The organism is Pseudomonas synxantha BG33R (assembly GCF_000263715.2).
GTDB classification, from domain to species: domain Bacteria; phylum Pseudomonadota; class Gammaproteobacteria; order Pseudomonadales; family Pseudomonadaceae; genus Aquipseudomonas; species Aquipseudomonas synxantha_A.
On record NZ_CM001514.1, the window covers coordinates 3,805,533 to 3,829,496 of the forward strand.

Sequence of the window (23,964 nt, forward strand, 5' to 3'; positions counted from 1 at the left end):
CTGTATAACCGGGCTATCGAGACCGATTGAAAGCATTTCTACCGGTCCGAAACCTGCATTCGGCAAAACGTTTCAAAGGGTAAAACCGCTCTACATCCATGGCTGGCGAAGCAGATTGAACGCAGGTACTATTCAAACAATATTTTAAAAACAAGAAATAAAACCAGTCCGTGACGCGTACAGGCAGCTCCCGAACTTGTTACAAGGATTTTCCGGGGGCATGGCAGTACCGTCGTGACTGCAGGCGTAGTCATGATGACAGACACCCCCACGCAACCCGGCTTGATCTCCCTGCAAGGCATCGGCAAGCGCTATCAGCTCGCCGGGCAGGAACTGAGCATTCTCAATGACGTGTGCCTGTCCATCGCTCGCGGTGACAGCTGCGGCATCCTCGGTGCCTCCGGTTCCGGCAAGAGCACCCTGCTCAATATCCTCGGCCTGCTGGACCTGCCCAACTGCGGCCAATACCACTTTGCCGGTCACGATATTTTCAACGCCACGCCCGACGAACTGGCCGCGATCCGCAACCAGCAGATCGGTTTTGTGTTCCAGAGCTTCAACCTGCTGCCACGCCTGAGCGCCCTGGACAACGTCGCGCTGCCCTTGAGTTATCGCGGCGTATCGCGGCATGAATCGGTGGAACAGGCCCAGCGTATGCTCGATCAAGTCGGCCTGGCCGAGCGCGCCCACCATCGCCCGGCCGACCTCTCCGGCGGCCAGCGTCAGCGCGTCGCCATTGCCCGCGCACTGGTCGGCAAACCCTCGGTGATCCTCGCCGACGAACCCACCGGCAACCTCGACAGCGCCACCGCACAGGAAATCATGGACCTGCTGCTGAGCCTCAACCGTGAGCAGCAGGTGACGCTGATCATCGTCACCCACGACGCCCACATTGCCGAGCGCCTGGAGCGCAAGATCCTGGTGCGCAACGGTGTGGTGCACGAGGCCGGGCGCCTATGAGCCTGCGGGTCGAGCAGAGCCTCAGCCAACTGCTGCATGAAGCCTTGATCAGCCTGCGGACCCTGGGCAAACGTTCGATCCTGGCGCTGCTGGGCATTGTGATCGGCAGTTCCTCGGTAGTGGCGCTGATCAATATCGGCCACAACGCGGCGGTGGATGCCGCGATGATCTTCAAGGACATGGGCACCGATACCCTCATCGCGCAGTTCCCGCCCAAGGGCAGCAGCAATGTGCCGATGCGTACCCAACTCGACCTCGACGCCGTACGCCTGGCCGTACCGGGCATTGCCCATATCGGCGCGCTCAGCCTGTTCAGCGGGCCCATTGTGTTTCATGGACGCACCACTAATGCCAACCTGGTCGGCAGCACGCCGGGTATACAGGCCGCCATGCGCCTGGCCGTGCGCGAGGGGCGCTTCCTGTCGGCCTTCGACGCCAGCGAAACTTTCGCTGTGATTGGTGACCCACTTGCCCAGGCCCTCAGTGCGCCGGGCGACCCACTGCAACTGGGCGACCGCGTGCGCATCAACGACTACCTGTTTCTGATCGTGGGCATCCTGCACGACCAACCCCGGGCCATGCTGATGCCAGTGCAGGCCAACGAGTCGTTGTTTATTCCGGCCGAAGGTATGCGTCGCATCTATGCCAGCCCGCAGATCAGCAATGTGATCATCCGTGCAGCGCCAGGGCAGGACATAGAGCGTATCGCGAGGGACGCCGCCGCTGCGCTGCAACCCCAACTCAGCGACCACGACGTCAATATCACGGTGCCCCAGCAGATGATCGACGGCATGACGCGCCAAAGTCGCACCTTCGCCTACCTGCTGCTGGCCCTTGGCGCGATTTCCCTGGTGGGCGGCGGTGTCGGGGTGATGAACGTGATGCTGATGAATGTGTCCGAGCGCCGTCGCGAGATCGGCATCCGCATGGCCCTGGGCGCACGTCAGCGCGATATCCGTAACCTGTTCCTGCTCGAAGCCGTCACGCTCACCGCCGTGGGTGCGCTGTGCGGTGCGGTGCTGGGCATGACCGCCGCCTGGCTGTATGCGTGGCTGTCGGGCTGGGCATTTGCCCTGGCGGTGGCCGCCCTGCCCCTGGGGGTGGGCAGTACGTTACTGGTAGGTTTGTTCTTTGGCATCTACCCGGCGGTCTCGGCCTCGCGGTTACAGCCGGTGGAGGCCCTGCGCGATGAATAAGTGCGGGCTGCTCCTTCTGCTGATCAGCCTGCCGGGCATGACTGCCGAGATGGTTATCAACCCTTCGGCGCCCAGCAGCACCCGCAGCGGCTACGAGCGCGGCGTGTCGCTGAATGCCCAGGCCACCAGCATGACCCTGGGTGACGCGGTGTACCTGGGCCTGCGCAACAACCCGGCGATACGTAGCGCCTACCTGCAACGGGTGGCGCAGAAGTTTGACCTGCGTGTCGCCGAGGACGTGTTCAACCCCAAGCTGACCCTCAACAGTAACTACCGTACCTCCCGTGGCTCCCAGGACAACGTGCGCAACGCCAATCTGGCGCCGACCAGCAGCCTGCTCGGCGAATACGGCACGCGCTTGAGCATGGCCTGGACCCAGCAGTTGAACAACGCCAACCGCGCCGGCCGTTACCGCAGCGACGGGCTCGACCTGGCGATCATCCAACCGCTGATGCGCGGCGCCGGCTGGGACGCCACCACCGCGCCGCTGCGCCTGTCGCGCCTGGCCGAGCAGGCCAACCGCCTGAACCTCAAGGCCACCGTGGCGCAAACCATCAGCCAGATCATCGCCACCTACCGCGAACTGCTGCGTGCCCAGGAACAACTGGTGATCGTGCAGGACGCGCTCAAGCGCTCCAACACCTTGCTGGACGTGAACAAGGCACTGATCAGCGCCGGGCGCATGGCCGAGTTCGAGATCGTCCAAACCGAAGCCGACATCGCCACCCAGCAGTTGGGCGTGGAAGAAGCTCGCAATCAACTGGACAACAGCCGCCTGGCCTTGCTGCGCCTGCTGGCGCTGGACCTGTCGACACCGGTGCGCGCCACCGAAGCCCTGGAGGCCAACCTCATGGAAATCGACCAACGCCAAGCCTTCAACCTGGCGCAAAACCAGCAACCGGAATACCTCGCCGCCCTGCTCGGCAGCCAACAGGCCGACCTCAACCTGGTGATCGCCAAGGACTCCGGGCGCTGGCAAGTGGACCTGGTGGCCGGCGCCAACCAGGTACGCGCCGCCACCGACAACAACAACGGCCATGACAATAACCGTACCTGGGACAGCTACGCCGGGGTGCAGGTGCAGATCCCCATTGGCGACATCAGCACGCGCCAGGCCGAGGTACGTGCACGAGTGAACGTCGAGGACCAGGAAATCCGCATTACCGATGCGCGCCAGGAGCTGGAGCGCAACGTCAACAACGTGGTGCGTGACCTCGGCACCCGCTGGCGCCAATATGAAATTTCCAAGCGTGCCGTGGAGTTGTCACGGCGCAAGATCGAAATCGAACGGGAAAAACTCAGTGCCGGGCGCTCCACTAACTTCCAGGTGTTGAGCTTCGAAACCGACCTGCGCAACGCCGAAAACGCCCAGCTCAACGCGCTGATCGCTTATTTGAACGCCCAGACCCAGCTCGATCTGACCCTGGGCATGACGCTGGAAAGTTGGGAAATCGCACTCAATGACTACTAATCAAAAACGCTTGCTGGCCGTCGCCTTGATCGTGCTGCTGGCAGGCGCGGCAGTCAGCCTGCTCAACCAACGCAGCAGCGTCGAACAGGCCAGCACCGCCGAGCAATGGCTGGAGGTAAAACCCGACCCGCTGGTGCACCAGATCGGCCTGGTGGGCAAGATCGAGCCCGACACTACCGTCACCCTCACGGCGCCGTTCGACGGCAACGTGTTGGCCAACCTGGTCGAACAAGGCCAGCGCGTCGAGGCCGGCCAGGTGCTGTTGCGCATGGACCCGGCGACTCTGGAAGTGCAGTTGCGCGACGCCCTCTCCGCCCAGCTCAAGGCCCGGCGTGCCGTACAGGAAATGCAGGACTGGGACAGCAGCCCCGCCGTCAGCCGTGCCCGCCGCAGCTTGCGCACCGCTGAAATGACCGCTGGCAACACCCAACGCAAGCTCACCGAAAGCGAAAACCTGTTCAAGCGCGGCATCATTCCGCGCAACGAGCTGGACGATCTCAAGCAGCAAACCCAACAGCAGCAACTCGACCTGGCAGCGGCGCGCAGCGAACTGCAACAGGCCCAGGACCAAGGCAGAGGCGAATACCGACAGATTGCCGAAATGGAGCTGACCAATGCCACGGTAAAATACCAAGCCTTGCAAAAACTCCTTGAAGGCAAGGAGGTCAAGGCACCGTTCTCCGGTATCGTGGTGCCCGCGCCCGGCAGCAGCAACACCGCCCAAGGGGGTGGCAACAACAACGCGCCGGTACAGGCCGGCAGCAAGGTCAGCCAGGGTCAGGTGCTGTTTGGCCTGGCCAATATCGAGCGGCTGAAAATCGTCGCCAAGGTCTCCGAACTGGACATCAACCAATTGCACCAGGGCCAGGCGGTGGAAGTAATGGGCGATGGATTTGACGGCGAACGGCTGACCGGCTCAGTCAGCGTGGTCAGTGGCTTGGCCATCGCCAGCGACAACCAGGGCAGCGCGCAGTTTCCGGTGACCCTGTCGATCCCCAAGCTGACACCGCAACAGCTGCAACGGGTGCGTCTGGGCATGAGTGCGCGGCTGACCATCGTCACCTACAACAATGACCAGGCGCTCGTGATTCCCAGTCAGGCGATCCAGGCAGATATGACGGTGGAGTACCGACCAGCGATGGATAAACCGGTAGAGCGGGTGAAGGTCACCACCGGGCAATCGACGCCCCAGGGCGTTGAGGTATTTGGACTCAAGCCAGGCTTTGTGAAAACCTCAAGATAAGCGCATATCAACCTGTGGGAGGGGGCTTGCTCCCGATAGCGGTGCATCAGCCACAAATGTATTTACTGACACGCCCTCATCGGGAGCAAGCCCCCTCCCACATTTGATTTTCGTTGCTTTAAGCATTGACGTTCACTTCGCGGATCAGGGCTTGCTCACCTCCCCCACTTAGATCTGTGTGAGCTTGGTTGCCAGTGCCTTGGCCTGAAGCGCCACATCCGTCACCGCCGTGCTCTCCCACCACATGCCCCGCAACGGCGGCCCCATGGCAAATAGTCGCTGGCTGACCTGGCCTTGGGCATCCAACACTGCACCGTGCGCATGCGCCGCAATCCCCAACGCCAACGGCCCGGGCTGGATCAACCCGCGCTTGAGCAATTGCTGCGGCAACGGCCGGGCCACGCGGCGCCAGTCGTACTCGATGCCGCTGGAGTTGATCAGCGCCGCTCCCGAAACCTGTGTGATCCCCTGCTCGCCACGATAGCGCACCGCAATGGCAACCCCCTCATCCGCAGGCACCAGCCCCTTGAACGACGCCGCACGTATCCGCAACCGCCCTTCTTCCTGCAAGCGCGCCACCAACTGCGCACTCAACGGTGGCGAGCGGTGGTGATGGCTTTCCCACCATGGCCGCACATGTCGCACGAACTGGCGCTTCTGAATTTCACTGGCCTGGCTCCACAAGCGTGCGATGTGCCCGCGCACAGTGTCCAGCGGCGCCTGCCAGTCGATGCCTTGCGCCAGCGCGAACCGACATTGGCGTCGCACCTCGCGCAGCAATTGCCGCGGGCTACGCAGGCGGTGGTCCGCGGCCAGGAAGTCGTCCCAACCCGGTGGTTGCCGCCGCACATGGGGCAACAGGCCGTGGCGTGAAAAAATCTCGACAGGGCCGCGATGCCCAGCCTGTTCCAGTGAGACCACGGCATCGACCATGGTCAACCCGGAGCCGATGATCAGCACCGTTGATTGCGGGTCGAGCTGAGTCATGGACTGCACGTCCCAGGGATCCAGCGCGGCGGCGTTCAGCCCAGTGGACTCGGTCTGTGGCGTGCGCGCTGCCGGAAACATGCCGGTGGCCAAGACCGCGAAGGAGCCACGCAGTTGCTCGCCATTATCGAGGGTGACCCGCGTCGACGTTGCATCGACTTGCAGGTCGACCCCTTCAGCACGGATATGCTCGACGATCGAAGTGGATAGCGCCTTGGCCTCGGCCAGGCGCTGTTGCGCATACAGCCCGAAAATCCCCCGCGGCGGGAACAGTTCGCTGACCGGCACGTGCTGCTGGTCCGACTCCGGCCACTCACCGCCGGCGATGTAGTCGGTGAGCCATTGGGTCAGGTCGTCGGCATTGTCCGGGTCTACACTCATGCGCGCCGCATTGCCGTTCAAGGTGTGGCCCAGCTCGACTGCGCTGTAGGCCTCGCCGCGCCCCAGCTCAGCACGCGGCTCGATCACCAGGATGCGCCGCGTGCCCGGCAGGCGCAGCAGCTGCACGGCGAGCATCGTGCCGCTCAGGCCACCGCCGATAATCAGTACATCAGCGTTGTGGGAGGATTCACTCATGCAGGTTCGCCTCACATTCCGTCCCTATACTGCCTCCAGCGCAAGTGTGCCGGTTACTTTGGACCCCGCCGAGGAGACAGTACACCTCAATAAAGCGCAAAGTGGTACACGAATCGTCACCCTTACAAATGGCGATATGAAAGTCAAAGGCACGACGAAACGGCGCAAGGCCAACGCAACAGGTTCAGTGACCTGCAATATCAGCGATGCCGTCAACCGGACCTATCGGTCGATGGAGACCCACTGTTGTTTCCAGCTCCGCAAGTTTAAGCAATTAGACTCGTGACGCACAAACCGAAGGCGCTGGTAAGCGCCTACGGTTTTAACTGCTAAGAAAGCGGTTCAGCGTATGACCTCATACTCTGCGACAGGGGATTGCACCACATTACCCGAGGGGGAAGTGATCATGTAACGGGCTGACGCCGCCCCTAGAACGAACGCCTCCGCCGGCAGCATGAAAATAATTGGCCGACCAACGTCGCTGGCGCTCACCACATAAAATGCCTTCCACTCGTCAATGCTGCTCTTGTAGAACACCGTCAACAGATCACCCTCTTCCATCCCTTCGTAAGCGTCGACTACATAAGTGCCGCCGTTTACTACAGCAGTAAGATGAATAACCGTGCCGACGGCTTCCTGAATGTAGGGTGGATTGATCGAGGCGCTGGTGACCGTAACAACTTTGTGCAGTTTCGTGATCATCTTGAAATCTCCATTTTCTGATAACGCTGGCGTCGCCCAAATTGCCGAAGCAACTCAAGACTCACTGGCGGGCGAATGGAGTAAACATGTATTTTCAGGTTTGCTCTACTGTGAAAACTAACAGGTATAAACCAGTTGACGGCCCGGTCAGATCACCACATTACGAACAAATCGCACCGCCACATCACCCTCATTGCGATAGCCGTGGGATTGGCGGCTGGCGAACATGTAGAACTCACCGGCCGCGACGGTGTGTTCTTTGTCGTCGAGAATCAGGGTCAATGCACCTTCATACACGAACAACTGCACACTCCAACCTTCCGGGTCCGGCTCGGGGCTGTAGCGATCCCCCGGCTCCAGGCGCATCTCCCACAATTCCACTTCGCGCCGGGCGTTGGCTTTGGCGAGCAGTACGGCTTTGCTGCCGGGTATATCGCCGGCCCAAGCCAGCTCATTGATACGACTATGGTCAGGCGCATCCGGTGCCTGGATCAAGTCGCTGAACGCCACCTCCAGCGCTTCGGCCACGCGGTCGAGGGTGGACAAGCTGACGTTCTTCTCCCCCGCTTCAATCGCCACCAGCATGCGCCGGCTGACACCGGATTTTTCCGAGAGCGCGGTCTGGCTCAGGTCCGCTGCATGGCGCAGGCGACGAACGTTCTGGCTGACATGCTGCAGGACCGAAGCCCGTTGTGGATTTTCTTTGTGCACTATATTGCTCAATAGGTGGGTGTGCGCAGTATACTGCCCAGCGTGCGGCGCATTGTGCGGTCCGTGCCTTCCCCTTGCAAGACCGAGCCGCCATGACCGCCCCGAACTCCCCTTCGCGTTTCAACCGTTTCAGTAAAGCCGAATGCATCCTGGTGGTGATCACCATGATCTGGGGCGGCACCTTTTTGCTGGTGCAGCACGCCATGACCGTCAGCGGGCCGATGTTTTTTGTGGGGCTGCGCTTCGCGGCGGCGACGCTTGTGGTGGGGTTCTTTTCCTTGCGCACCCTGCGCGACCTGACCCTGTTCGAATTGAAGGCCGGGGTGTTTATCGGGGTGGCGATCATGTTCGGCTACGGTTTGCAGACCATCGGCCTGCAAAGCATCTTGAGCAGCCAATCGGCGTTTATCACCGCCTTGTATGTACCGTTTGTACCGCTGTTGCAGTGGCTGGTGCTGGGCCGTCGCCCCGGCTTGATGCCCAGCATCGGCATCATGCTGGCATTTGCCGGGTTGATGCTGTTGACCGGACCGGCGGGGGCCTCGCTGAATTTCAGCCCGGGTGAAATCGCCACGCTGATCGGTGCCGTGGCAATAGCGGCCGAGATCATTTTGATCAGCGCATTTGCCGGCCAAGTGGATATTCGCCGGGTGACCATTGTGCAATTGGCCACCGCTTCGGTGCTGTCGTTCATGATGGTGGTGCCGATGGGCGAGGCGTTGCCGGGCTTTTCGTGGTTGCTGCTGTTCAGTGCCGTGGGTCTGGGCTTGACCAGTGCGGTGATCCAGGTGGCGATGAACTGGGCACAGCAAAGTGTTTCGCCAACCCGGGCTACCCTGATCTATGCCGGCGAGCCGGTGTGGGCAGGCGTGGTCGGGCGGATTGCCGGGGAGCGCTTCCCGCCGATTGCAATGGTCGGGGCGGTGTTGATTGTGGTGGCGGTGATTGTGAGTGAGATGAAGACGAAGGGGCAGAAGGCAGTTGAACTCGCCGATGCCCTGGAACAGGAGCGTCAGGGATAATCTGCAAATGCTGTGGCGCCTGCTCTATCGTCATCGCGGGCAAGCCCGGCTCCCACAGGGGGCGGCGTTTCAATTCAAGGGTTTTGAACCAGTGCCAAATGAGAGGTTTCGGCCTACCTTGTAGGATCCTGCCACATCTTGCCGTTTGGTGATCGTGAAAGCGGCACGTATGATGCATCCCAAACTCCCGCAGATTAGAAGCCTATGTCCCTGATAGTTCTACTGCTTCTGCCTTTTATCGGCAGCTGTCTGGCGGCCTTGCTGCCGCATAACGCACGTAACACCGAATCCCTGTTGGCCGGCCTGGTGGCATTGGTCGGTACTATTCAAGTCGCCCTGCTCTACCCCCAGATCGCCCATGGTGGCGTGATACGTGAAGAATTCATGTGGTTGCCCAGTCTTGGGCTGAACTTCGTGTTGCGCATGGACGGGTTTGCCTGGCTGTTCTCGATGCTGGTGCTGGGTATCGGCACGCTGGTGTCGCTGTATGCGCGCTACTACATGTCGCCGGACGACCCGGTGCCGCGTTTCTTTGCGTTTTTCCTGGCCTTCATGGGCGCCATGCTTGGCCTGGTGATCTCCGGCAACCTGATCCAGATCGTATTCTTCTGGGAACTGACCAGCCTGCTCTCGTTCCTGCTGATCGGCTATTGGCACCACCGTGCCGATGCGCGACGTGGCGCGTATATGGCGCTGATGGTCACCGGCGCTGGCGGGTTGTGCCTGCTGGCGGGCGTGATGTTGCTGGGGCATATCGTCGGCAGCTATGACCTGGACCAGGTGCTGGCGGCGGGCGACCAGATTCGCGCGCATTCGCTGTACCCGGTCATGCTCGCCCTGGTGCTGATCGGCGCCTTGAGCAAAAGTGCGCAGTTCCCCTTCCATTTCTGGCTGCCCCACGCCATGGCGGCGCCGACGCCGGTTTCGGCCTACCTGCACTCGGCGACGATGGTGAAGGCCGGCGTGTTCCTGCTGGCCCGCCTGTGGCCGTCGCTGTCCGGCAGCGAAGAATGGTTCTGGATCGTCGGCGGTGCCGGCGCCCTCACTCTCCTCCTCGGCGCTTACTGCGCCATGTTCCAAAACGATCTCAAGGGCCTGCTGGCCTATTCCACCATCAGCCACCTCGGGCTGATCACCCTGCTGCTGGGCCTCAACAGCCCACTGGCTGCAGTTGCCGCTGTATTTCACATTCTCAACCACGCCACCTTCAAGGCTTCGCTGTTCATGGCGGCGGGCATCATCGACCACGAAAGCGGCACGCGGGATATCCGCAAGCTCAGTGGGCTGGTGCGGTTGATCCCGTTTACCGCGACCCTGGCGATGGTGGCCAGTGCGTCGATGGCCGGGGTGCCGTTGCTCAACGGCTTCCTGTCCAAAGAGATGTTCTTTGCCGAAACCGTGTTTATCTCGTCGACCCAATGGGTGGAAATCGCCCTGCCGGTGATTGCGACCATCGCCGGCACCTTCAGCGTGGCCTACGCCCTGCGCTTTACCGTGGATGTGTTCTTCGGCCCACCGGCTACGGACTTGCCGCACACGCCTCACGAGCCACCGCGCTGGATGCGTGCGCCGGTGGAATTGCTGGTGTTCACCTGCCTGCTGGTGGGGATTTTCCCGGCCCAGGTGGTCGGCTCGATCCTTGCCGCTGCGGCGTTGCCCGTGGTCGGTGGTGTGCTGCCCGAATACAGCCTGGCGATCTGGCACGGCTGGAACGCGCCGATGATCATGAGCCTGGTGGCAATGACCGGCGGCGTGGTGCTGTACCTGATGCTGCGCAAGCAACTCAAGCGTGGCCGCTTCGAATACCCGCCGCTGATCGGCTATTTCAACGGCAAGCGTGGCTTCGAGCGCTGCCTGGTGGTGATGATGCGCGGTGTGCGCAGGATCGAAAAACGCATCAGCACCAAGCGCCTGCAAACCCAATTGTTCCTGCTGGTGATCGTCGCGGTGATCGGGGCCATGATCCCCATGATCAACAGTGGCCTCACCTGGGGCGACCGGCCGAAGATCCCGGGCTCCATTGTGTTCGTCACCCTGTGGCTGCTGGCGATCGCCTGCGCCCTGGGCGCAGCCTGGCAAGCCAAGTACCACCGGCTGGCGGCCCTGACCATGGTCAGCGTGTGCGGCCTGATGACGTGCGTGACCTTTGTGTGGTTCTCGGCACCGGACCTGGCCCTGACCCAATTGGTGGTGGAAGTGGTGACCACCGTGCTGATCCTGCTCGGCCTGCGCTGGCTGCCACGGCGTATCGAAGAGGTGTGGCCATTGCCCAACACCTTGCGCAAGGCGCGCATTCGCCGGGTGCGCGACTTGTTGCTGTCCACCGTGGTGGGCGGCGGTATGGCGCTGTTGTCCTACGCGATGCTGACCCGCCAGACACCCAACGATATCTCCTCGTTCTACTTGAGCCGAGCCCTGCCCGAAGGCGGCGGCAGCAATGTGGTGAATGTGATGCTGGTGGACTTCCGTGGCTTCGACACCTTGGGCGAAATCACCGTACTCGGCGCCGTGGCGTTGACTGTTTACGCCCTGCTGCGCCGCTTCCGTCCGTCCAAGGAAAGCATGCAGTTGCCGGCGCAACAGCGCCAATTGGCACCGGACGTGGCCACAGACCTGGTCAACCCGCGCCAGGCCAGTGACACCGCCCTGGGCTTTATGATGGTGCCGGCGGTGCTGGTGCGCCTGCTGTTGCCGATTGCGCTGGTGGTGTCGTTCTACCTGTTCCTGCGCGGTCACAACCAACCAGGCGGCGGGTTTGTCGCCGGGCTGGTGATGTCGGTAGCGTTTATCCTGCAATACATGGTGGCGGGCACCCAATGGGTCGAAGCGCAGATGAGCCTGAGGCCCATGCGCTGGATGGGCTTCGGCCTGCTGTCGGCGACCTTGACCGGCCTTGGCGCGCTGTTCGCCGGGTACCCGTTCCTGACCACCCATACCTGGCATTTCCACGTGCCACTGCTCGGCGATATCCATATCGCCAGTGCGTTGTTCTTCGACATTGGCGTGTACGCCATGGTCGTGGGCTCGACGCTGCTGATGCTGACCGCCCTCGGCCACCAATCTGTGCGAGCACATAAACCGAGCAACCAGCCCAAAGTCGTTGCTGCAACCGAAGGAGCCGCCTGATGGAAGAAGTCATCGCAATTGCCATTGGGGTCCTGGCGGCCTCCGGCGTCTGGCTGGTGCTGCGGCCACGGACATTCCAGGTGGTGATGGGCCTGTGCCTGTTGTCGTACGGGGTCAATCTGTTCATTTTCAGTATGGGCAGCCTGTTTATCGGCAAGGAGCCGATCATCAAGGACGGCGTGCCGCAAGACCTGCTCAACTACACCGACCCCCTGCCCCAGGCCCTGGTACTTACAGCCATCGTGATCAGCTTCGCCATGACCGCGTTGTTCCTGGTGGTGCTGCTGGCATCCCGGGGCCTGACCGGCACCGACCATGTGGATGGCCGGGAGCCGAAGGAATGAATTGGGTTAATCAACTGATCGTTGCGCCGATTCTGCTGCCGTTGTTCACGGCGGCACTGATGCTGATGCTCGGCGAGAAACGCCGGCCGCTGAAGGCCAAAATCAACCTGGTCTCCAGCTTGATCGGCCTGGGCGTGGCCGTCCTGTTGCTGTACTGGACACAAAAAGGCGGGCCCGGCTCGATCGGCGTGTACCTGCCGGGTAACTGGCAAGTACCGTTCGGCATCGTGTTGGTGGTGGACCAGCTCTCGGCGCTGATGCTGGTGCTCACCGGGGTTATCGGCGTAAGCGCATTGCTGTTCGCCATGGCCCGCTGGGACCGTGCAGGCACTAGCTTCCATGCGCTGTTCCAGATCCAGCTGATGGGTCTGTACGGCGCATTCCTCACCGCGGATTTGTTCAACCTGTTCGTGTTCTTCGAGGTGCTGCTGGCGGCGTCCTACGGCCTGATGCTGCATGGTTCGGGTCGTGCTCGGGTGTCGTCCGGCCTGCATTACATTGCGATCAACCTGCTGGCGTCGTCGCTGTTCCTGATTGGCGCGGCGATGATCTACGGCGTCACCGGCACGCTGAATTTCGCTGACCTGGCGCTGAAAATCCCGCTGGTGCCGGAGGCTGATCGCGGCCTGCTGCACGCTGGCGCAGCGATCCTGGCGACCGCGTTTCTGGCCAAGGCCGGCATGTGGCCGCTGAACTTCTGGCTGGCGCCCGCCTACTCCTCGGCCAGTGCGCCGGTGGCGGCGATGTTCGCGATCATGACCAAGGTTGGCGTGTACACCGTGCTGCGCCTGTGGACCCTGCTGTTCTCCGGCCAGGCCGGCGCCTCGGCGCTGTTTGGCGGCGACTGGCTGGTGTACGGCGGCATGGCGACCATCATTTGCGCGGCACTGGCGATGGTGGCGGCGCAGCGCCTGGAGCGCATGGCCAGCCTGAGCATCCTGGTGTCGGCCGGGATCCTGCTGTCGGCGGTAGGGTTTGCCCAGCCAAGCCTGACCGCTGGGGCATTGTTCTATCTGGTCAGCTCCACCCTGGCACTGAGTGCGCTGTTTTTGCTGGCGGAATTGATCGAGCGTTCGCGCTCGGCCAACGACCTGCCGCTTGATGAAGAGATTGATGCGCTGCCCAAGGCCATGGAATCGCTGCATCCGCGTCCGGGTGTGAACCTGGACGATGAGCAGAAAGCCGTGGTCGGACAGGTCATCCCTTGGACCATGGCCTTCCTCGGCTTGAGCTTTATCGCCTGCGCGCTGCTGATTATCGGCATGCCGCCATTGTCGGGGTTCATCGGCAAACTCAGCCTGTTGAGTGCGCTGATCAACCCACTGGGCCTGGGCAACGCCGTGGACGAATCGATCCGTCCTGCAGCCTGGGGCCTGGTGGCGTTACTGATTTTGTCTGGCCTGGCGTCGCTGATCGCCTTCGCCCGCCTTGGTATCCAGCGCTTCTGGACCCCGGAAGAGCGCCCCTCCCCGCTGCTGCGACGCTACGAATGCGTGCCGATCTTCGTGCTACTGGGTTTGAGCATCGCCTTGACGTTCAAGGCCGAACCCTTGATGCGCTACACCCTGGCCACCGCCAAGAGCCTGAACAACCCGGAAAGCTATGTGATGGCGGTGATGGCCACGCGGCCCGTACCGAGCCCTGAAGCCAAGGCCGCCGCGCTGGAGGTGCAACCATGAAGCGCCTGTTTCCTGCACCCTGGTTGTCGCTGGCCCTGTGGGTGTTGTGGCTGCTGCTGAACCTGTCGATCGGCCCCGGCAACCTGCTGCTGGGCGCGCTGCTGGGCTTTCTCGCGCCTTTGCTGATGGCGCCGCTACGCCCGCAGCCGATCAGCCTGCGTCGCCCTGGCGTGATCCTGCGCCTGTTCCTGTTGGTGGGCCGCGACGTGATCGTCTCCAACCTGCAAGTAGCATGGGGTGTACTGACCTGCGGCACACGCCCGCCGCGCTCGCGCTTCATCAAGATCCCCCTGGACCTGCACAGCCCCAACGGCCTTGCCGCGCTGTCGATGATTACCACGGTGATCCCCGGCACCATTTGGTCAGAACTGGCGCTGGACCGTAGCATCTTGCTGCTGCACGTATTCGACCTTGACGATGAAGCCCTGTTTATCCAGCACTTCAAAGCCACCTACGAGCGGCCCCTGATGGAGATCTTCGAATGAGCGCCCTGCTCTCCAATGCGATCCTGTTCAGCCTGTTCCTGTTCTCGCTGGCGATGGTGCTGACACTGATCCGCCTGTTCAAAGGCCCCTCCGCCCAGGACCGAGTCCTGGCGCTGGACTACCTGTACATCCTGGCGATGCTGATGATGCTGGTACTGGGTATTCGCTACGCCAGTGACACTTACTTTGAAGCGGCGCTATTGATTGCGCTGTTCGGCTTCGTCGGCTCGTTTGCCCTGGCCAAATTCCTGCTGCGTGGGGAGGTGATTGAATGATGCCGTTATGGGTTGAAGTGATAGTGGGGGTGCTGCTGGTGCTCAGCAGCGTGTTTGCCTTGATTGGCGCGATAGGCTTGCTGCGGATGAAGGAGTTTTTCCAACGCATGCACCCGCCGGCACTCGCCTCGACATTGGGCGCATGGTGCGTGGCACTGGCGTCGATTATCTATTTTTCGGTGCTCAAGTCCGGGCCGGTGTTGCACGGGTGGCTGATCCCGATTCTGCTGTCGATCACCGTGCCGGTGACTACCCTGCTGCTGGCGCGTACCGCGTTGTTCCGCAAGCGCATGGCCGGTGACGATGTGCCGGCTGAAGTCAGCAGCCGTCGCTGATTAATCAAGCGGACACAGTAAAAATGTGGGAGCTGGCTTGCCTGCGATAGCGGAGTTTCAGTCAATGATGCTGTGACTGATAAACCGATATCGCAGGCAAGCCAGCTCCCACATTGGGTTTGGCGCCAGGCAAATGATCGGATACGCGCCGCCAATAGCGCCAACTCAACATCATCCCGATACGCACCACATCGGGAAGCGCCCGGTCGATCCAGCACTAAACCTTTCCCCATACAACATGAGAGAACAATAAATGTACTCGATCGACTTGGCACTGATGAAGCCCGGAGATATCGTTTTCACCACCGAAACAAGTCTCACAAGCAAGACTATAAGAAACTTTACCGGCGGCAACTATTCGCACGTCATGCTTTGCGTAGGTTATGGCAGCTGCATACATGCGGATAAAAAAGGAGGTGTTCATTCTTTTAATGCACAGAGATTACTTGTTGAACACCCGAATCAAATCGCCCTAAAGCGATATAACCCGTCTCTTTCACCTGAGACGTTGAAAATCATTGATCAATATGCTCGATTAAAAATTGGCACTGTATATTCTATATGGGAGGCCATGAAGGCGGCGCCCCTTTTCAAGAAAGAATGGTTTGGGCATTTAAAAGTCGACCTTGAAAAGCCTTCAAGCCTTCAATTTTGCTCAAGGCTGGTAGCGCAAGCCTACAGCCATGCGGGCCTGAAGTTATCGGCCACTCCATTCAGCTGCACTCCAGTCGAAATTTTCAACTCTCCAACGCTCGAACTGGTTGAAAAGGCAGTTATCCGCGTCCCTGAAGAGCTGGTAGCGCTTATAAACGACGATTCAAAGAACAAAATTAAAATACATACTGACACAATCAAAAAGCTACTCGAAAGCGTTAGAAAACTATACGGAGACTCCATCCAGACTTTGCACGACCTCGAAGCCTTAGCCATTACCACTGAGGGTGCGGACGATATCATTGCCAATTTAACAATCAAATCTGGTTACTTGGAACTATGGAAAATTGATATCGAAGAAAGTCCCTGGCGGTACAGCCAAGTTGAATTTGAAAAGTGGGCGACCGATAAACAGAAGAGAGCAGAGATCGCCCAAAACGAGTTAAGCATGGCACAGCATCAGCTAAGCCGCCACTTAGAATCTCTTTATATAACGCGCGAGAACTATAAAAATTACCCAAACAAAACATTCGGACAATTAATAGTACTATACGAAACCCTAGTAATGCTCGCAGAGAAGAAGACAGAATTATTCTCTCACTATTGACCGCATGCATCACGCCTACAACAAGCCAAGTCTCCAATATTCATATTCAAAAACGCCCCAAACCAGTCGGGGCGTTTTTCATTCTGCGTGTTGCTACCAACGGTTAGTCAGCCAACCGCCACGTCGTCCCGCCCTTCCCGTCTTCCAACACCACACCCATCGCGGTCAGTTGGTCACGGATACGGTCGGATTCCGCCCAGTCCTTGTTAGCCCGAGCAGCCAGACGCGCCTGGATCAGTGCATCTACTTCTGCGGCATCCACACGCCCTTCAGCGCCGGCTTGCAGGAAGTCATCGGCTTCCATCTGCAACACACCCAGCACGCTCGCCAGTTCTTTCAGGCGCGCCGCCAGACCGGCCGCTGCGTCGAGGTCGCTCTCACGCAAGCGGTTGATCTCACGCACCATCTCGAACAGCACGGCGCAGGCTTCGGGGGTGCCGAAGTCGTCGTTCATGACTTCAGTAAAGCGTGCCACGAAGGCTTCGCCGCCGGCCGGAGCCACGCAAGGCAAGCCTTTCAACGCGTGGTAGAAACGCTCCAGGGCGCCCTTGGCGTCCTTGAGGTTGTCTTCCGAGTAGTTGATGGCGCTGCGGTAGTGGCTGGACACCAGCAGGTAGCGCACCACTTCCGGGTGGTACTTTTCCAGCACGTCGCGGATGGTGAAGAAGTTGTTCAAGGACTTGGACATCTTCTCGCCATTGATGCGGATCATGCCGCAGTGCATCCAGGCATTGGCGTAGGTCTTGCCGGTGGCAGCTTCGCTCTGGGCGATTTCGTTTTCGTGGTGCGGAAACTCCAGGTCGCTGCCGCCGCCATGAATGTCGAAGGTCTCGCCCAGGCAGCAGGTGGACATCACCGAGCATTCGATGTGCCAGCCCGGACGCCCAGGGCCCCACGGCGATTCCCAGCTTGGCTCGCCGGGCTTGGTACCTTTCCACAGGACGAAGTCGAGCGGGTCCTGCTTGGCTTCGTCGACTTCGATGCGCGCGCCGATGCGCAGGTCTTCGATCTTCTTGCGCGACAGCTTGCCGTAGCCCATGAACTTGGCGACGCGGTAGTACACGTCGCCATTGCCCGGGGCGTAGGCGTAGCCCTTGTCGATCAGGGTCTGGATCATCGCGTGCATGCCAGGTATGTGATCCGTGGCACGCGGTTCCATGTCCGGCTTGAGGATGTTGAGGCGCGCCTCGTCCTCGTGCATGGCAGCGATCATGCGCTCGGTCAGCGCGTCGAACGACTCGCCGTTTTCGTTGGCGCGGTTGATGATCTTGTCGTCGATGTCGGTGATGTTGCGCACATAGGTCAGGTCATAGCCGCTGAAACGCAACCAGCGGGTCACCAGGTCGAAGGCAACCATGCTGCGGCCGTGGCCGATGTGGCAGTAGTCGTACACGGTCATGCCGCACACGTACATGCGCACCTTGTTGCCATCCAGCGGCTTGAAGACTTCTTTGGTCTTGCTGAGTGTGTTGTAGATCGTTAGCACGACAGTTCCTTAAACAGAATCACTGGCCCCACGAATCTCGCAAGGTCACGGTACGGTTGAATACCGGAGCACCAGGTTTGGAGTCCTTGATATCTGCGCAGAAGTAACCTTCGCGCTCGAACTGGAAACGGTCTTCCGGCTGTGCGTCGCCAAGCGATGGCTCGGCACGACAACCTGTGAGCACTTGCAGTGAGTCAGGGTTGATGTTGTCGAGGAAACTCGCGCTGTCTTCGGCCTTCTCAGGGTTCGGCGAGCGGAACAGACGATCATACAAACGCACTTCGCACTCGATGCTGGCGGCTGCCGGCACCCAGTGGACCACGCCCTTGACCTTGCGGCCTTCAGGGTTCTTGCCCAGGGTGTCCGGATCGTACGAGCAGCGCAGTTCGACGATGTTGCCATCGGCGTCCTTGATCGCTTCGTCCGCACGGATCACGTAGCTGCCGCGCAGGCGCACTTCGCCGTTCGGCTCCAGGCGCTTGTAGCCCTTGGGCGGCTCTTCCATGAAGTCATCGCGGTCGATGTAGATTTCGCGGGCGAACGGCAATTTGCGCACGCCCAGCTCTTCTTTCTGCGGATGACGCGGCAGCTCGAGGTTCTCGACCTGGCCTTCAGGGTAGTTGGTGATCACCACCTTCAACGGCCGCAGCACGCACATGGCGCGCGGGGCGTTGGCGTCGAGGTCCTGGCGGATGCTGAATTCCAGCATCCCGAAGTCGACCACACCGTCGGAACGGTTGGTGCCGACCATGTCGCAGAAGTTGCGGATCGACGCCGGGGTGTAGCCACGGCGACGGAAGCCCGACAGCGTGGACATACGCGGGTCATCCCAGCCATGCACGTGCTTTTCATCCACCAGTTGCTTGAGCTTGCGCTTGCTGGTGATGGTGTAGTTCAGGTTCAGGCGGCTGAACTCGTACTGACGCGGGTGCGCCGGCACCGGCAGGCTGTCCAGGAACCACTCGTACAGCGGGCGATGGCTTTCGAACTCCAGGGTGCAGATGGAGTGGGTGATGCCTTCGATGGCGTCCGACTGACCGTGGGTGAAGTCGTAGTTGGGGTAGATGCACCACTTGTCACCGGTCTGGTGGTGGTGGGCATGGCGGATGCGGTACATGATCGGGTCGCGCAGGTTCATGTTTGGCGAGGCCATGTCGATCTTGGCACGCAGCACGCGGGCGCCGTCCGGGAACTCACCGGCGCGCATACGGTTGAACCAGTCCAGGTTCTCTTCCACCGAACGGTCGCGGAACGGGCTGTTCTTGCCCGGCTCGGTCAGCGTGCCACGGTACTCCTTGGCCTGCTCCGGGGTCAGGTCGTCCACATAGGCCTTGCCGGCCTTGATCAGCTCGACAGCCCAGTCGAACAACTGGTCGAAATACTTGGAGGCATAGCGCACTTCACCGGACCATTCGAAGCCCAGCCACTTGATGTCGCTTTCAATGGCGTCGATGTATTCCTGGTCTTCCTTGGCCGGGTTGGTGTCGTCGAAACGCAGGTGCGTGACGCCACCGAACTCCTGGGCCAGGCCGAAGTTCACACAGATCGACTTGGCGTGACCGATGTGCAGGTAGCCGTTGGGCTCTGGCGGGAAGCGGGTGACGATCTGCGTATGCTTGCCCGAATCCAGGTCCGCCTGGATGATCGGGCGCAGGAAATTGACCGGGACGGCAGGTCCGGCCTTGGCATTCGAGGTAGGGTCGACAGTGGGCTTGCTCATAGGATCCTTGAACAGACAGGTTCGTGGCCGGGTCAGGCCAGATAAAACAAAGGGCTTATCATAGCCGAAGCTGTCAACCACCTGACAGAGCGCGGTCGAAAACTGCTGCTTTAATTGCTGCTTTAATGACAGGCGCGGTAAAAAACCACCTCGAAATTCCTGCAAGGCACGCTAAACTGCGCGTCTTGGCCCAAGCTTCGCCAAACCGGTCGTGGCGCCCAGGCGCCCAAACCCACGAATTCCCTGAAAAGAGTAGTGAACATGACTCAAGTCAAACTGACCACCAACCACGGTGACATCGTCATCGAGCTGAACGCCGACAAGGCGCCGATCACCGTCGCCAACTTCATCGAATACGTGAAAGCCGGCCACTACGAAAACACCGTTTTCCACCGTGTCATCGGCAACTTCATGATCCAGGGCGGCGGTTTCGAGCCTGGCATGAAAGAAAAGAAAGACAAGCGTCCAAGCATCCAGAACGAAGCGGACAACGGCCTTTCCAACGACAAGTACACCGTCGCCATGGCCCGTACCATGGAGCCGCATTCGGCCTCCGCGCAGTTCTTCATCAACGTCGCCGACAACGCCTTCCTCAACCACAGCGGCAAGAACGTGCAGGGTTGGGGCTACGCGGTGTTCGGTAAAGTCACCGAAGGCCAGGACGTTGTCGACAAGATCAAAGGCGTGTCCACCACCTCCAAGGCCGGTCACCAGGACGTTCCAGCCGAAGACGTGATCGTCGAGAAAGCCGAGATCGTTGGGTGATATTACTGATTTCAGATTTGCATCTGGAAGAGGAGCGCCCGGACATTACCCGGGCGTTTCTGGATCTGCTCCACGGCCGCGCCCGTGGCGCCCAGGCGTTGTACATTCTGGGGGACTTCTTCGAAGCCTGGATTGGCGACGATGGCATGACTGCCTTCCAGCGTTCCATCTGTGCGGCGTTGCGTGAACTGAGCGACAGCGGCACCCCGATTTTCATCATGCATGGCAACCGCGATTTCCTGATCGGCAAGGCGTTCTGCAAAGCGGCAGGCGCTACCTTGCTCAAGGACCCGAGTGTCGTGCAATTGTATGGCGAGCCTGTGCTGCTGATGCACGGCGACAGCCTCTGCACCCGCGACCTTGGCTATATGAAGCTGCGGCGCATCCTGCGTAACCCGATTGTGTTGTTTATCCTGCGCCACCTGCCCCTGGGCACGCGCCACAAACTGGCGCGCAAACTACGCAACGAAAGCTCTGCTCAAGTGCGCATGAAGGCCAACGACATTGTCGATGTCACGCCTGAAGAAGTGCCGCGAGTAATGCAGCAGTTCGGCGTGCGCACCCTGGTCCACGGCCATACGCACCGCCCTGCGATCCATAAGTTGCAGATCGGCGACCAGGCGGCCAAGCGCATTGTGCTGGGGGACTGGGACAAGCAAGGGTGGGCGCTGCAGGTGGATGAGCAAGGCTTTCAACTGGCGGCGTTTGATTTCGTCAACCCGCAGTTGGCGTTGCCTGGCGCCTAAACCTCTGACACAACACCGATCAACCTGTGGGAGCTGGCTTGCCTGCGATAGCATCACCTCGGTGCATCTGATACACCGAGGTGTCGGCATCGCAGGCAAGCCAGCTCCCACAGGGACCGCGCTGACCTTATGATCAGTGCCCCGCAGCCGCCGGCCCTGCCTTTGCCGTGAACGGTGGCTTGGCCAGCCACACCAGCAACATCAAGCCCATGAACATCCACCCCAGCAACGTGAAGTAATCCACGGTGGACATCATGTACGCCTGGCTGGTGAGAATCTGGTCCAGCTGCGTGTACGCCTTCTGCCCTGCCCCGCCCAGCGCCTGCAACGCATCCCGGGTGGCCGAGTCGTAGGTGGTCATGTTCTCGCTCATGTAGGCATGGTGCTGATCCGCCCGGCGAATCCAGATCCAGGTGGTCAGCGAGGCCGCGAAGCTGCCGCCCAGGGTACGTAGAAAGGTCGCCAGCCCCGCGCCGTCGGCAATCTGGTGCGGCGGCAGGTCGGACATCAGGATGCTCAAGGTCGGCATGAAGAACAGCGCCACGCCGATGCCCATGAACAACTGCACCATGGCGATGTGGGTGAAGTCCACTTCGTTGGTGAAACCGGCGCGCATAAAGCAGCTCAAGCCAATCGCCAGGAACGCCAGGCCTGCCAGCAAGCGCAGGTCGAACTTGTGCGCGTACTTGCCCACGAATGGCGACATCAGCACCGGCAAAATGCCGATGGGCGCCACCGCCAGCCCGGCCCAGGTGGCGGTATAGCCCATCTGGGTTTGCAGCCACTGCGGCAGGATCAGGTTGATGCCGAAAAAGCCCGCATACCCCAGGATCAACACGATGGTGCCGATACGGAAATTACGGTATGCGAACAGCCGCAGGTTGACCACCGGGTGCTTGTCGGTCATCTCCCAGATGATAAACACCGCCAGGGCGATCACCGAAATGGCCGCACCGATGATGATGAAGTTGGATTCGAACCAGTCCAGGTCATTGCCCTTGTCGAGGATGATCTGCAAGGCACCGACCCCGACGACCAGGCTCAACAACCCGACGTAATCCATCGGCTGGTAGCTGGTGACCACCGGGCGTTTCTTCAACTGCGAGCGCACCACCATCACCGCGAAGATACCAATGGGCACGTTGATGAAGAAGATCCACGGCCAGCTGTAGCTGTCAGTAATCCAGCCGCCGAGGATAGGGCCTGCAATCGGTGCCACCACCGTGACCATCGCCAATAACGCCAGGGCCATGCCGCGCCTGGCCGGTGGGTAGACCGCGATCAACAGCGTCTGGGTCATTGGGTACAACGGCCCGGCGACCAAACCTTGCAGCACGCGAAAGCCGATCAACTCGGGCATCGAGGTGGAAATCCCGCACAGGAACGAGGCCAGCACAAACAGGATGGTCGCCCACAGAAACAGCTTCACCTCGCCAAAGCGCCGGCTCAACCAGCCGGTGAGCGGCAACGCGATGGCGTTGCTTACGGCAAACGAAGTGATCACCCAGGTGCCCTGCTCCGAACTCACGCCCAGGTTGCCGGAAATGGTCGGCAAGGCCACGTTGGCGATGGTGGTGTCGAGCACCTGCATAAAGGTCGCCAGCGACAGGCCAATAGTGGCCATCAACAGGCTGGGTGGCGTGAACGAGGCGTTATTGCTCATCAGCGTTGCGCAGCCTTGGGAGCGGCGACGCTGTTGTCATGAATCAACTGATTGATCATGGCATCCGCTTCGGCCAATTGACGGTCATACACGTTGGTGGTGAACGAGGCTTTTTGCGGCGCCTGTTGCGCCAGCACCGGGCCGCTCTGGTCGTGCAGGTCTACGTTGACCACGGTACTCAACCCCACCCGCAGCGGGTGCTTGGCCAGCTCTTCGGCGTTGATATGGATGCGCACCGGTACCCGCTGCACGATCTTGATCCAGTTGCCGGTGGCGTTCTGTGCCGGTAGCAAAGCGAACGCGCTGCCGGTGCCGGCGCCGAGGCTGTCGACGGTGCCGCTGTACTTCACGTCGCTGCCGTAGATGTCCGACTCGATATCCACCGGCTGGCCGATGCGCATATCCCGCAGTTGGGTTTCCTTGAAGTTGGCGTCGATCCACAGCTGGTCCAGCGGGATCACCGCCATCAGCGCGGTGCCCGGTTGAACACGCTGGCCCAGTTGTACGGTGCGCTTGGCTACATAGCCGGTGACCGGCGCAATCAGGGTGCTGCGCGCATTGGTCAGGTAGGCCTGACGCAGTTGTGCAGCGGCGGCTTGCACGTCGGGGTGGGACGAAATCACCGTGTCATCCACCAGGGCATTGGTGGTTTTGAGTTGTTGCTCAAGGTTGGTCAAGGCGTTCCTGGCGGCGGTCAGGCTGTCGCGAGCGTGGGACAGTTCTTCCTGGGAGATCGCGCCGCCCTGGGCCAGGGTCTTACGCCGGTTGTAGTTGTCCTGAGCCGTTTGCACATCGGCCTTCTGCGCATTGACCTGGGCTTTCATGCCGTCGACATTGCTGTACAACCCGCGCACCTGGCGCACAGTGCGAGCCAGGTTGGCCTGGGCACTTTGCAGGCCGACGGCAGCATCGTTGGGGTCGAAATTGATCAGCACCTGGCCTTCATGCACCAGGTCGCCATCGTCGGCGCCGATGCTGACCACGGTGCCGGTGACCAGTGGGGTGATTTCCACCACGTTGCCGTTCACGTAGGCATCGTCGGTGCTCTCATTGAAGCGCCCGTAGAACTCATACCAGGCCCACACGCCGACCACACCGAGGATGACGATCAGCGCCAGGCCGATGAGCATGACTTTGCGTTTGCGTGGGTTGTTGTCTTTAGGTTGTTCAGTTGCGTTGTTGCTGTCGGCAGTGGCCATGACAAATACCTC

At 60.5% G+C, this 23,964-nt stretch carries 22 protein-coding genes; 15 read left to right on the forward strand and 7 right to left on the reverse strand.

What is annotated here, in order from left to right; all coding sequences use genetic code 11:
• Window positions 1–252: 252 nt before the first annotated feature.
• Genes PSEBG33_RS10935 through PSEBG33_RS10920 form a run of 4 tightly spaced genes read left to right on the forward strand, consistent with a single transcriptional unit; the run spans window position 253 to window position 4,870 of the window.
• Window positions 253–960, forward strand: coding sequence for an ABC transporter ATP-binding protein (locus PSEBG33_RS10935; protein ID WP_032803604.1), 708 nt, complete (start codon window positions 253–255; stop codon window positions 958–960).
• Window positions 957–2,156 (forward strand): ABC transporter permease, encoded by a 1,200-nt coding sequence (locus PSEBG33_RS10930; protein ID WP_005789152.1) that lies wholly within the window; start codon window positions 957–959, stop codon window positions 2,154–2,156. Before PSEBG33_RS10935 ends, PSEBG33_RS10930 begins: the two co-directional genes overlap by 4 nt.
• Window positions 2,149–3,627: a TolC family protein gene (locus PSEBG33_RS10925; RefSeq protein ID WP_005789153.1), complete on the forward strand. Its 1,479-nt coding sequence runs from the start codon at window positions 2,149–2,151 to the stop codon at window positions 3,625–3,627. Before PSEBG33_RS10930 ends, PSEBG33_RS10925 begins: the two co-directional genes overlap by 8 nt.
• Complete coding sequence (locus tag PSEBG33_RS10920; RefSeq protein ID WP_005789155.1) at window positions 3,617–4,870, forward strand: efflux RND transporter periplasmic adaptor subunit; 1,254 nt, start codon at window positions 3,617–3,619, stop codon at window positions 4,868–4,870. Before PSEBG33_RS10925 ends, PSEBG33_RS10920 begins: the two co-directional genes overlap by 11 nt.
• A 168-nt stretch (window positions 4,871–5,038) precedes the next feature.
• Here PSEBG33_RS10920 and PSEBG33_RS10915 read toward each other — a convergent pair whose 3' ends face one another.
• On the reverse strand, window positions 5,039–6,433 hold the full coding sequence (locus tag PSEBG33_RS10915; protein WP_005789157.1) for an FAD/NAD(P)-binding protein: 1,395 nt from the start codon (window positions 6,431–6,433) through the stop codon (window positions 5,039–5,041).
• On the opposite strand from PSEBG33_RS10915, the gene PSEBG33_RS27460 reads away from it, so the two are divergent.
• The gene (locus PSEBG33_RS27460) at window positions 6,432–6,719 is read left to right on the forward strand and encodes a hypothetical protein (protein WP_032803606.1); all 288 of its coding nucleotides are present in this window, start codon (window positions 6,432–6,434) and stop codon (window positions 6,717–6,719) included. The genes PSEBG33_RS10915 and PSEBG33_RS27460 overlap by 2 nt on opposite strands.
• A gap of 56 nt (window positions 6,720–6,775) precedes the next feature.
• Here the strand turns inward: PSEBG33_RS27460 and PSEBG33_RS10910 are convergent, their stop codons facing one another.
• Both PSEBG33_RS10910 and PSEBG33_RS10905 read right to left on the reverse strand, forming a co-directional pair.
• A complete protein-coding gene (locus tag PSEBG33_RS10910) occupies window positions 6,776–7,135 on the reverse strand; it encodes a hypothetical protein (protein ID WP_005789158.1) in 360 nt (119 codons plus the stop codon).
• Between the two features lie 147 nt (window positions 7,136–7,282).
• Window positions 7,283–7,846 (reverse strand): helix-turn-helix domain-containing protein, encoded by a 564-nt coding sequence (locus tag PSEBG33_RS10905; RefSeq protein ID WP_005789160.1) that lies wholly within the window; start codon window positions 7,844–7,846, stop codon window positions 7,283–7,285.
• Between the two features lie 92 nt (window positions 7,847–7,938).
• On the opposite strand from PSEBG33_RS10905, the gene PSEBG33_RS10900 reads away from it, so the two are divergent.
• From PSEBG33_RS10900 to PSEBG33_RS10865, 8 genes are all read left to right on the forward strand, one after another.
• Window positions 7,939–8,868, forward strand: a complete 930-nt coding sequence (locus PSEBG33_RS10900) for a DMT family transporter (protein ID WP_005789161.1) — start codon at window positions 7,939–7,941, stop codon at window positions 8,866–8,868.
• 204 nt (window positions 8,869–9,072) lie between these two features.
• Window positions 9,073–11,994 carry a monovalent cation/H+ antiporter subunit A gene (locus tag PSEBG33_RS10895; protein WP_005789162.1) on the forward strand — a complete coding sequence of 974 codons (2,922 nt, stop codon included), beginning with the start codon at window positions 9,073–9,075 and terminating at the stop codon, window positions 11,992–11,994.
• A complete protein-coding gene (locus PSEBG33_RS10890; protein ID WP_005789164.1) occupies window positions 11,994–12,338 on the forward strand; it encodes a Na+/H+ antiporter subunit C in 345 nt (114 codons plus the stop codon). The genes PSEBG33_RS10895 and PSEBG33_RS10890 overlap by 1 nt, the downstream gene beginning before the upstream one ends.
• The gene (locus tag PSEBG33_RS10885; protein WP_005789166.1) at window positions 12,335–14,017 is read left to right on the forward strand and encodes a monovalent cation/H+ antiporter subunit D; all 1,683 of its coding nucleotides are present in this window, start codon (window positions 12,335–12,337) and stop codon (window positions 14,015–14,017) included. The genes PSEBG33_RS10890 and PSEBG33_RS10885 overlap by 4 nt, the downstream gene beginning before the upstream one ends.
• Window positions 14,014–14,502, forward strand: a complete 489-nt coding sequence (locus tag PSEBG33_RS10880; RefSeq protein WP_005789169.1) for a Na+/H+ antiporter subunit E — start codon at window positions 14,014–14,016, stop codon at window positions 14,500–14,502. The genes PSEBG33_RS10885 and PSEBG33_RS10880 overlap by 4 nt, the downstream gene beginning before the upstream one ends.
• A complete protein-coding gene (locus PSEBG33_RS10875) occupies window positions 14,499–14,777 on the forward strand; it encodes a K+/H+ antiporter subunit F (protein ID WP_005789171.1) in 279 nt (92 codons plus the stop codon). Before PSEBG33_RS10880 ends, PSEBG33_RS10875 begins: the two co-directional genes overlap by 4 nt.
• Window positions 14,774–15,112: a Na+/H+ antiporter subunit G gene (locus PSEBG33_RS10870; protein WP_005789173.1), complete on the forward strand. Its 339-nt coding sequence runs from the start codon at window positions 14,774–14,776 to the stop codon at window positions 15,110–15,112. Before PSEBG33_RS10875 ends, PSEBG33_RS10870 begins: the two co-directional genes overlap by 4 nt.
• A gap of 253 nt (window positions 15,113–15,365) precedes the next feature.
• Window positions 15,366–16,373, forward strand: coding sequence for a YiiX/YebB-like N1pC/P60 family cysteine hydrolase (locus tag PSEBG33_RS10865; RefSeq protein ID WP_005789174.1), 1,008 nt, complete (start codon window positions 15,366–15,368; stop codon window positions 16,371–16,373).
• Between the two features lie 103 nt (window positions 16,374–16,476).
• Here the strand turns inward: PSEBG33_RS10865 and cysS are convergent, their stop codons facing one another.
• Window positions 16,477–17,859, reverse strand: a complete 1,383-nt coding sequence (gene cysS, locus PSEBG33_RS10860) for a cysteine--tRNA ligase (RefSeq protein WP_005789176.1) — start codon at window positions 17,857–17,859, stop codon at window positions 16,477–16,479.
• Window positions 17,860–17,878: 19 nt separating this feature from the next.
• Window positions 17,879–19,579: a glutamine--tRNA ligase/YqeY domain fusion protein gene (locus tag PSEBG33_RS10855; protein WP_005789177.1), complete on the reverse strand. Its 1,701-nt coding sequence runs from the start codon at window positions 19,577–19,579 to the stop codon at window positions 17,879–17,881.
• 261 nt (window positions 19,580–19,840) lie between these two features.
• Between PSEBG33_RS10855 and PSEBG33_RS10850 the strand changes: the two genes are divergently transcribed.
• Both PSEBG33_RS10850 and lpxH read left to right on the forward strand, forming a co-directional pair.
• Window positions 19,841–20,344, forward strand: coding sequence for a peptidylprolyl isomerase (locus tag PSEBG33_RS10850; protein WP_005789179.1), 504 nt, complete (start codon window positions 19,841–19,843; stop codon window positions 20,342–20,344).
• Window positions 20,341–21,090, forward strand: a complete 750-nt coding sequence (gene lpxH, locus PSEBG33_RS10845) for a UDP-2,3-diacylglucosamine diphosphatase (protein WP_005789181.1) — start codon at window positions 20,341–20,343, stop codon at window positions 21,088–21,090. The genes PSEBG33_RS10850 and lpxH overlap by 4 nt, the downstream gene beginning before the upstream one ends.
• A 133-nt stretch (window positions 21,091–21,223) precedes the next feature.
• Here the strand turns inward: lpxH and PSEBG33_RS10840 are convergent, their stop codons facing one another.
• Both PSEBG33_RS10840 and PSEBG33_RS10835 read right to left on the reverse strand, forming a co-directional pair.
• Window positions 21,224–22,753: a DHA2 family efflux MFS transporter permease subunit gene (locus tag PSEBG33_RS10840; RefSeq protein WP_005789183.1), complete on the reverse strand. Its 1,530-nt coding sequence runs from the start codon at window positions 22,751–22,753 to the stop codon at window positions 21,224–21,226.
• Window positions 22,753–23,952 carry an efflux RND transporter periplasmic adaptor subunit gene (locus tag PSEBG33_RS10835; RefSeq protein ID WP_005789185.1) on the reverse strand — a complete coding sequence of 400 codons (1,200 nt, stop codon included), beginning with the start codon at window positions 23,950–23,952 and terminating at the stop codon, window positions 22,753–22,755. Before PSEBG33_RS10835 ends, PSEBG33_RS10840 begins: the two co-directional genes overlap by 1 nt.
• Window positions 23,953–23,964 lie beyond the last annotated feature (12 nt).

What these genes read in the sequence shown, in the direction of transcription:
- PSEBG33_RS10925 (WP_005789153.1), top strand. Translation starts at nt 2,149, where the DNA reads ATGAATAAGTGCGGGCTGCTCCTTCTGCTGATCAGCCTGCCGGGCATG.
- PSEBG33_RS10880 (WP_005789169.1), top strand. Translation starts at nt 14,014, where the DNA reads ATGAAGCGCCTGTTTCCTGCACCCTGGTTGTCGCTGGCCCTGTGGGTG.
- PSEBG33_RS10840 (WP_005789183.1), bottom strand. Translation starts at nt 22,753, where the DNA reads ATGAGCAATAACGCCTCGTTCACGCCACCCAGCCTGTTGATGGCCACT.
- PSEBG33_RS10850 (WP_005789179.1), top strand. Translation starts at nt 19,841, where the DNA reads ATGACTCAAGTCAAACTGACCACCAACCACGGTGACATCGTCATCGAG.
- PSEBG33_RS10915 (WP_005789157.1), bottom strand. Translation starts at nt 6,433, where the DNA reads ATGAGTGAATCCTCCCACAACGCTGATGTACTGATTATCGGCGGTGGC.
- PSEBG33_RS10920 (WP_005789155.1), top strand. Translation starts at nt 3,617, where the DNA reads ATGACTACTAATCAAAAACGCTTGCTGGCCGTCGCCTTGATCGTGCTG.
- PSEBG33_RS10870 (WP_005789173.1), top strand. Translation starts at nt 14,774, where the DNA reads ATGATGCCGTTATGGGTTGAAGTGATAGTGGGGGTGCTGCTGGTGCTC.
- PSEBG33_RS27460 (WP_032803606.1), top strand. Translation starts at nt 6,432, where the DNA reads ATGCAGGTTCGCCTCACATTCCGTCCCTATACTGCCTCCAGCGCAAGT.
- PSEBG33_RS10885 (WP_005789166.1), top strand. Translation starts at nt 12,335, where the DNA reads ATGAATTGGGTTAATCAACTGATCGTTGCGCCGATTCTGCTGCCGTTG.
- PSEBG33_RS10910 (WP_005789158.1), bottom strand. Translation starts at nt 7,135, where the DNA reads ATGATCACGAAACTGCACAAAGTTGTTACGGTCACCAGCGCCTCGATC.
- PSEBG33_RS10835 (WP_005789185.1), bottom strand. Translation starts at nt 23,952, where the DNA reads ATGGCCACTGCCGACAGCAACAACGCAACTGAACAACCTAAAGACAAC.
- PSEBG33_RS10890 (WP_005789164.1), top strand. Translation starts at nt 11,994, where the DNA reads ATGGAAGAAGTCATCGCAATTGCCATTGGGGTCCTGGCGGCCTCCGGC.
- PSEBG33_RS10935 (WP_032803604.1), top strand. Translation starts at nt 253, where the DNA reads ATGATGACAGACACCCCCACGCAACCCGGCTTGATCTCCCTGCAAGGC.
- PSEBG33_RS10895 (WP_005789162.1), top strand. Translation starts at nt 9,073, where the DNA reads ATGTCCCTGATAGTTCTACTGCTTCTGCCTTTTATCGGCAGCTGTCTG.
- PSEBG33_RS10930 (WP_005789152.1), top strand. Translation starts at nt 957, where the DNA reads ATGAGCCTGCGGGTCGAGCAGAGCCTCAGCCAACTGCTGCATGAAGCC.
- PSEBG33_RS10875 (WP_005789171.1), top strand. Translation starts at nt 14,499, where the DNA reads ATGAGCGCCCTGCTCTCCAATGCGATCCTGTTCAGCCTGTTCCTGTTC.
- PSEBG33_RS10865 (WP_005789174.1), top strand. Translation starts at nt 15,366, where the DNA reads ATGTACTCGATCGACTTGGCACTGATGAAGCCCGGAGATATCGTTTTC.
- PSEBG33_RS10855 (WP_005789177.1), bottom strand. Translation starts at nt 19,579, where the DNA reads ATGAGCAAGCCCACTGTCGACCCTACCTCGAATGCCAAGGCCGGACCT.
- PSEBG33_RS10900 (WP_005789161.1), top strand. Translation starts at nt 7,939, where the DNA reads ATGACCGCCCCGAACTCCCCTTCGCGTTTCAACCGTTTCAGTAAAGCC.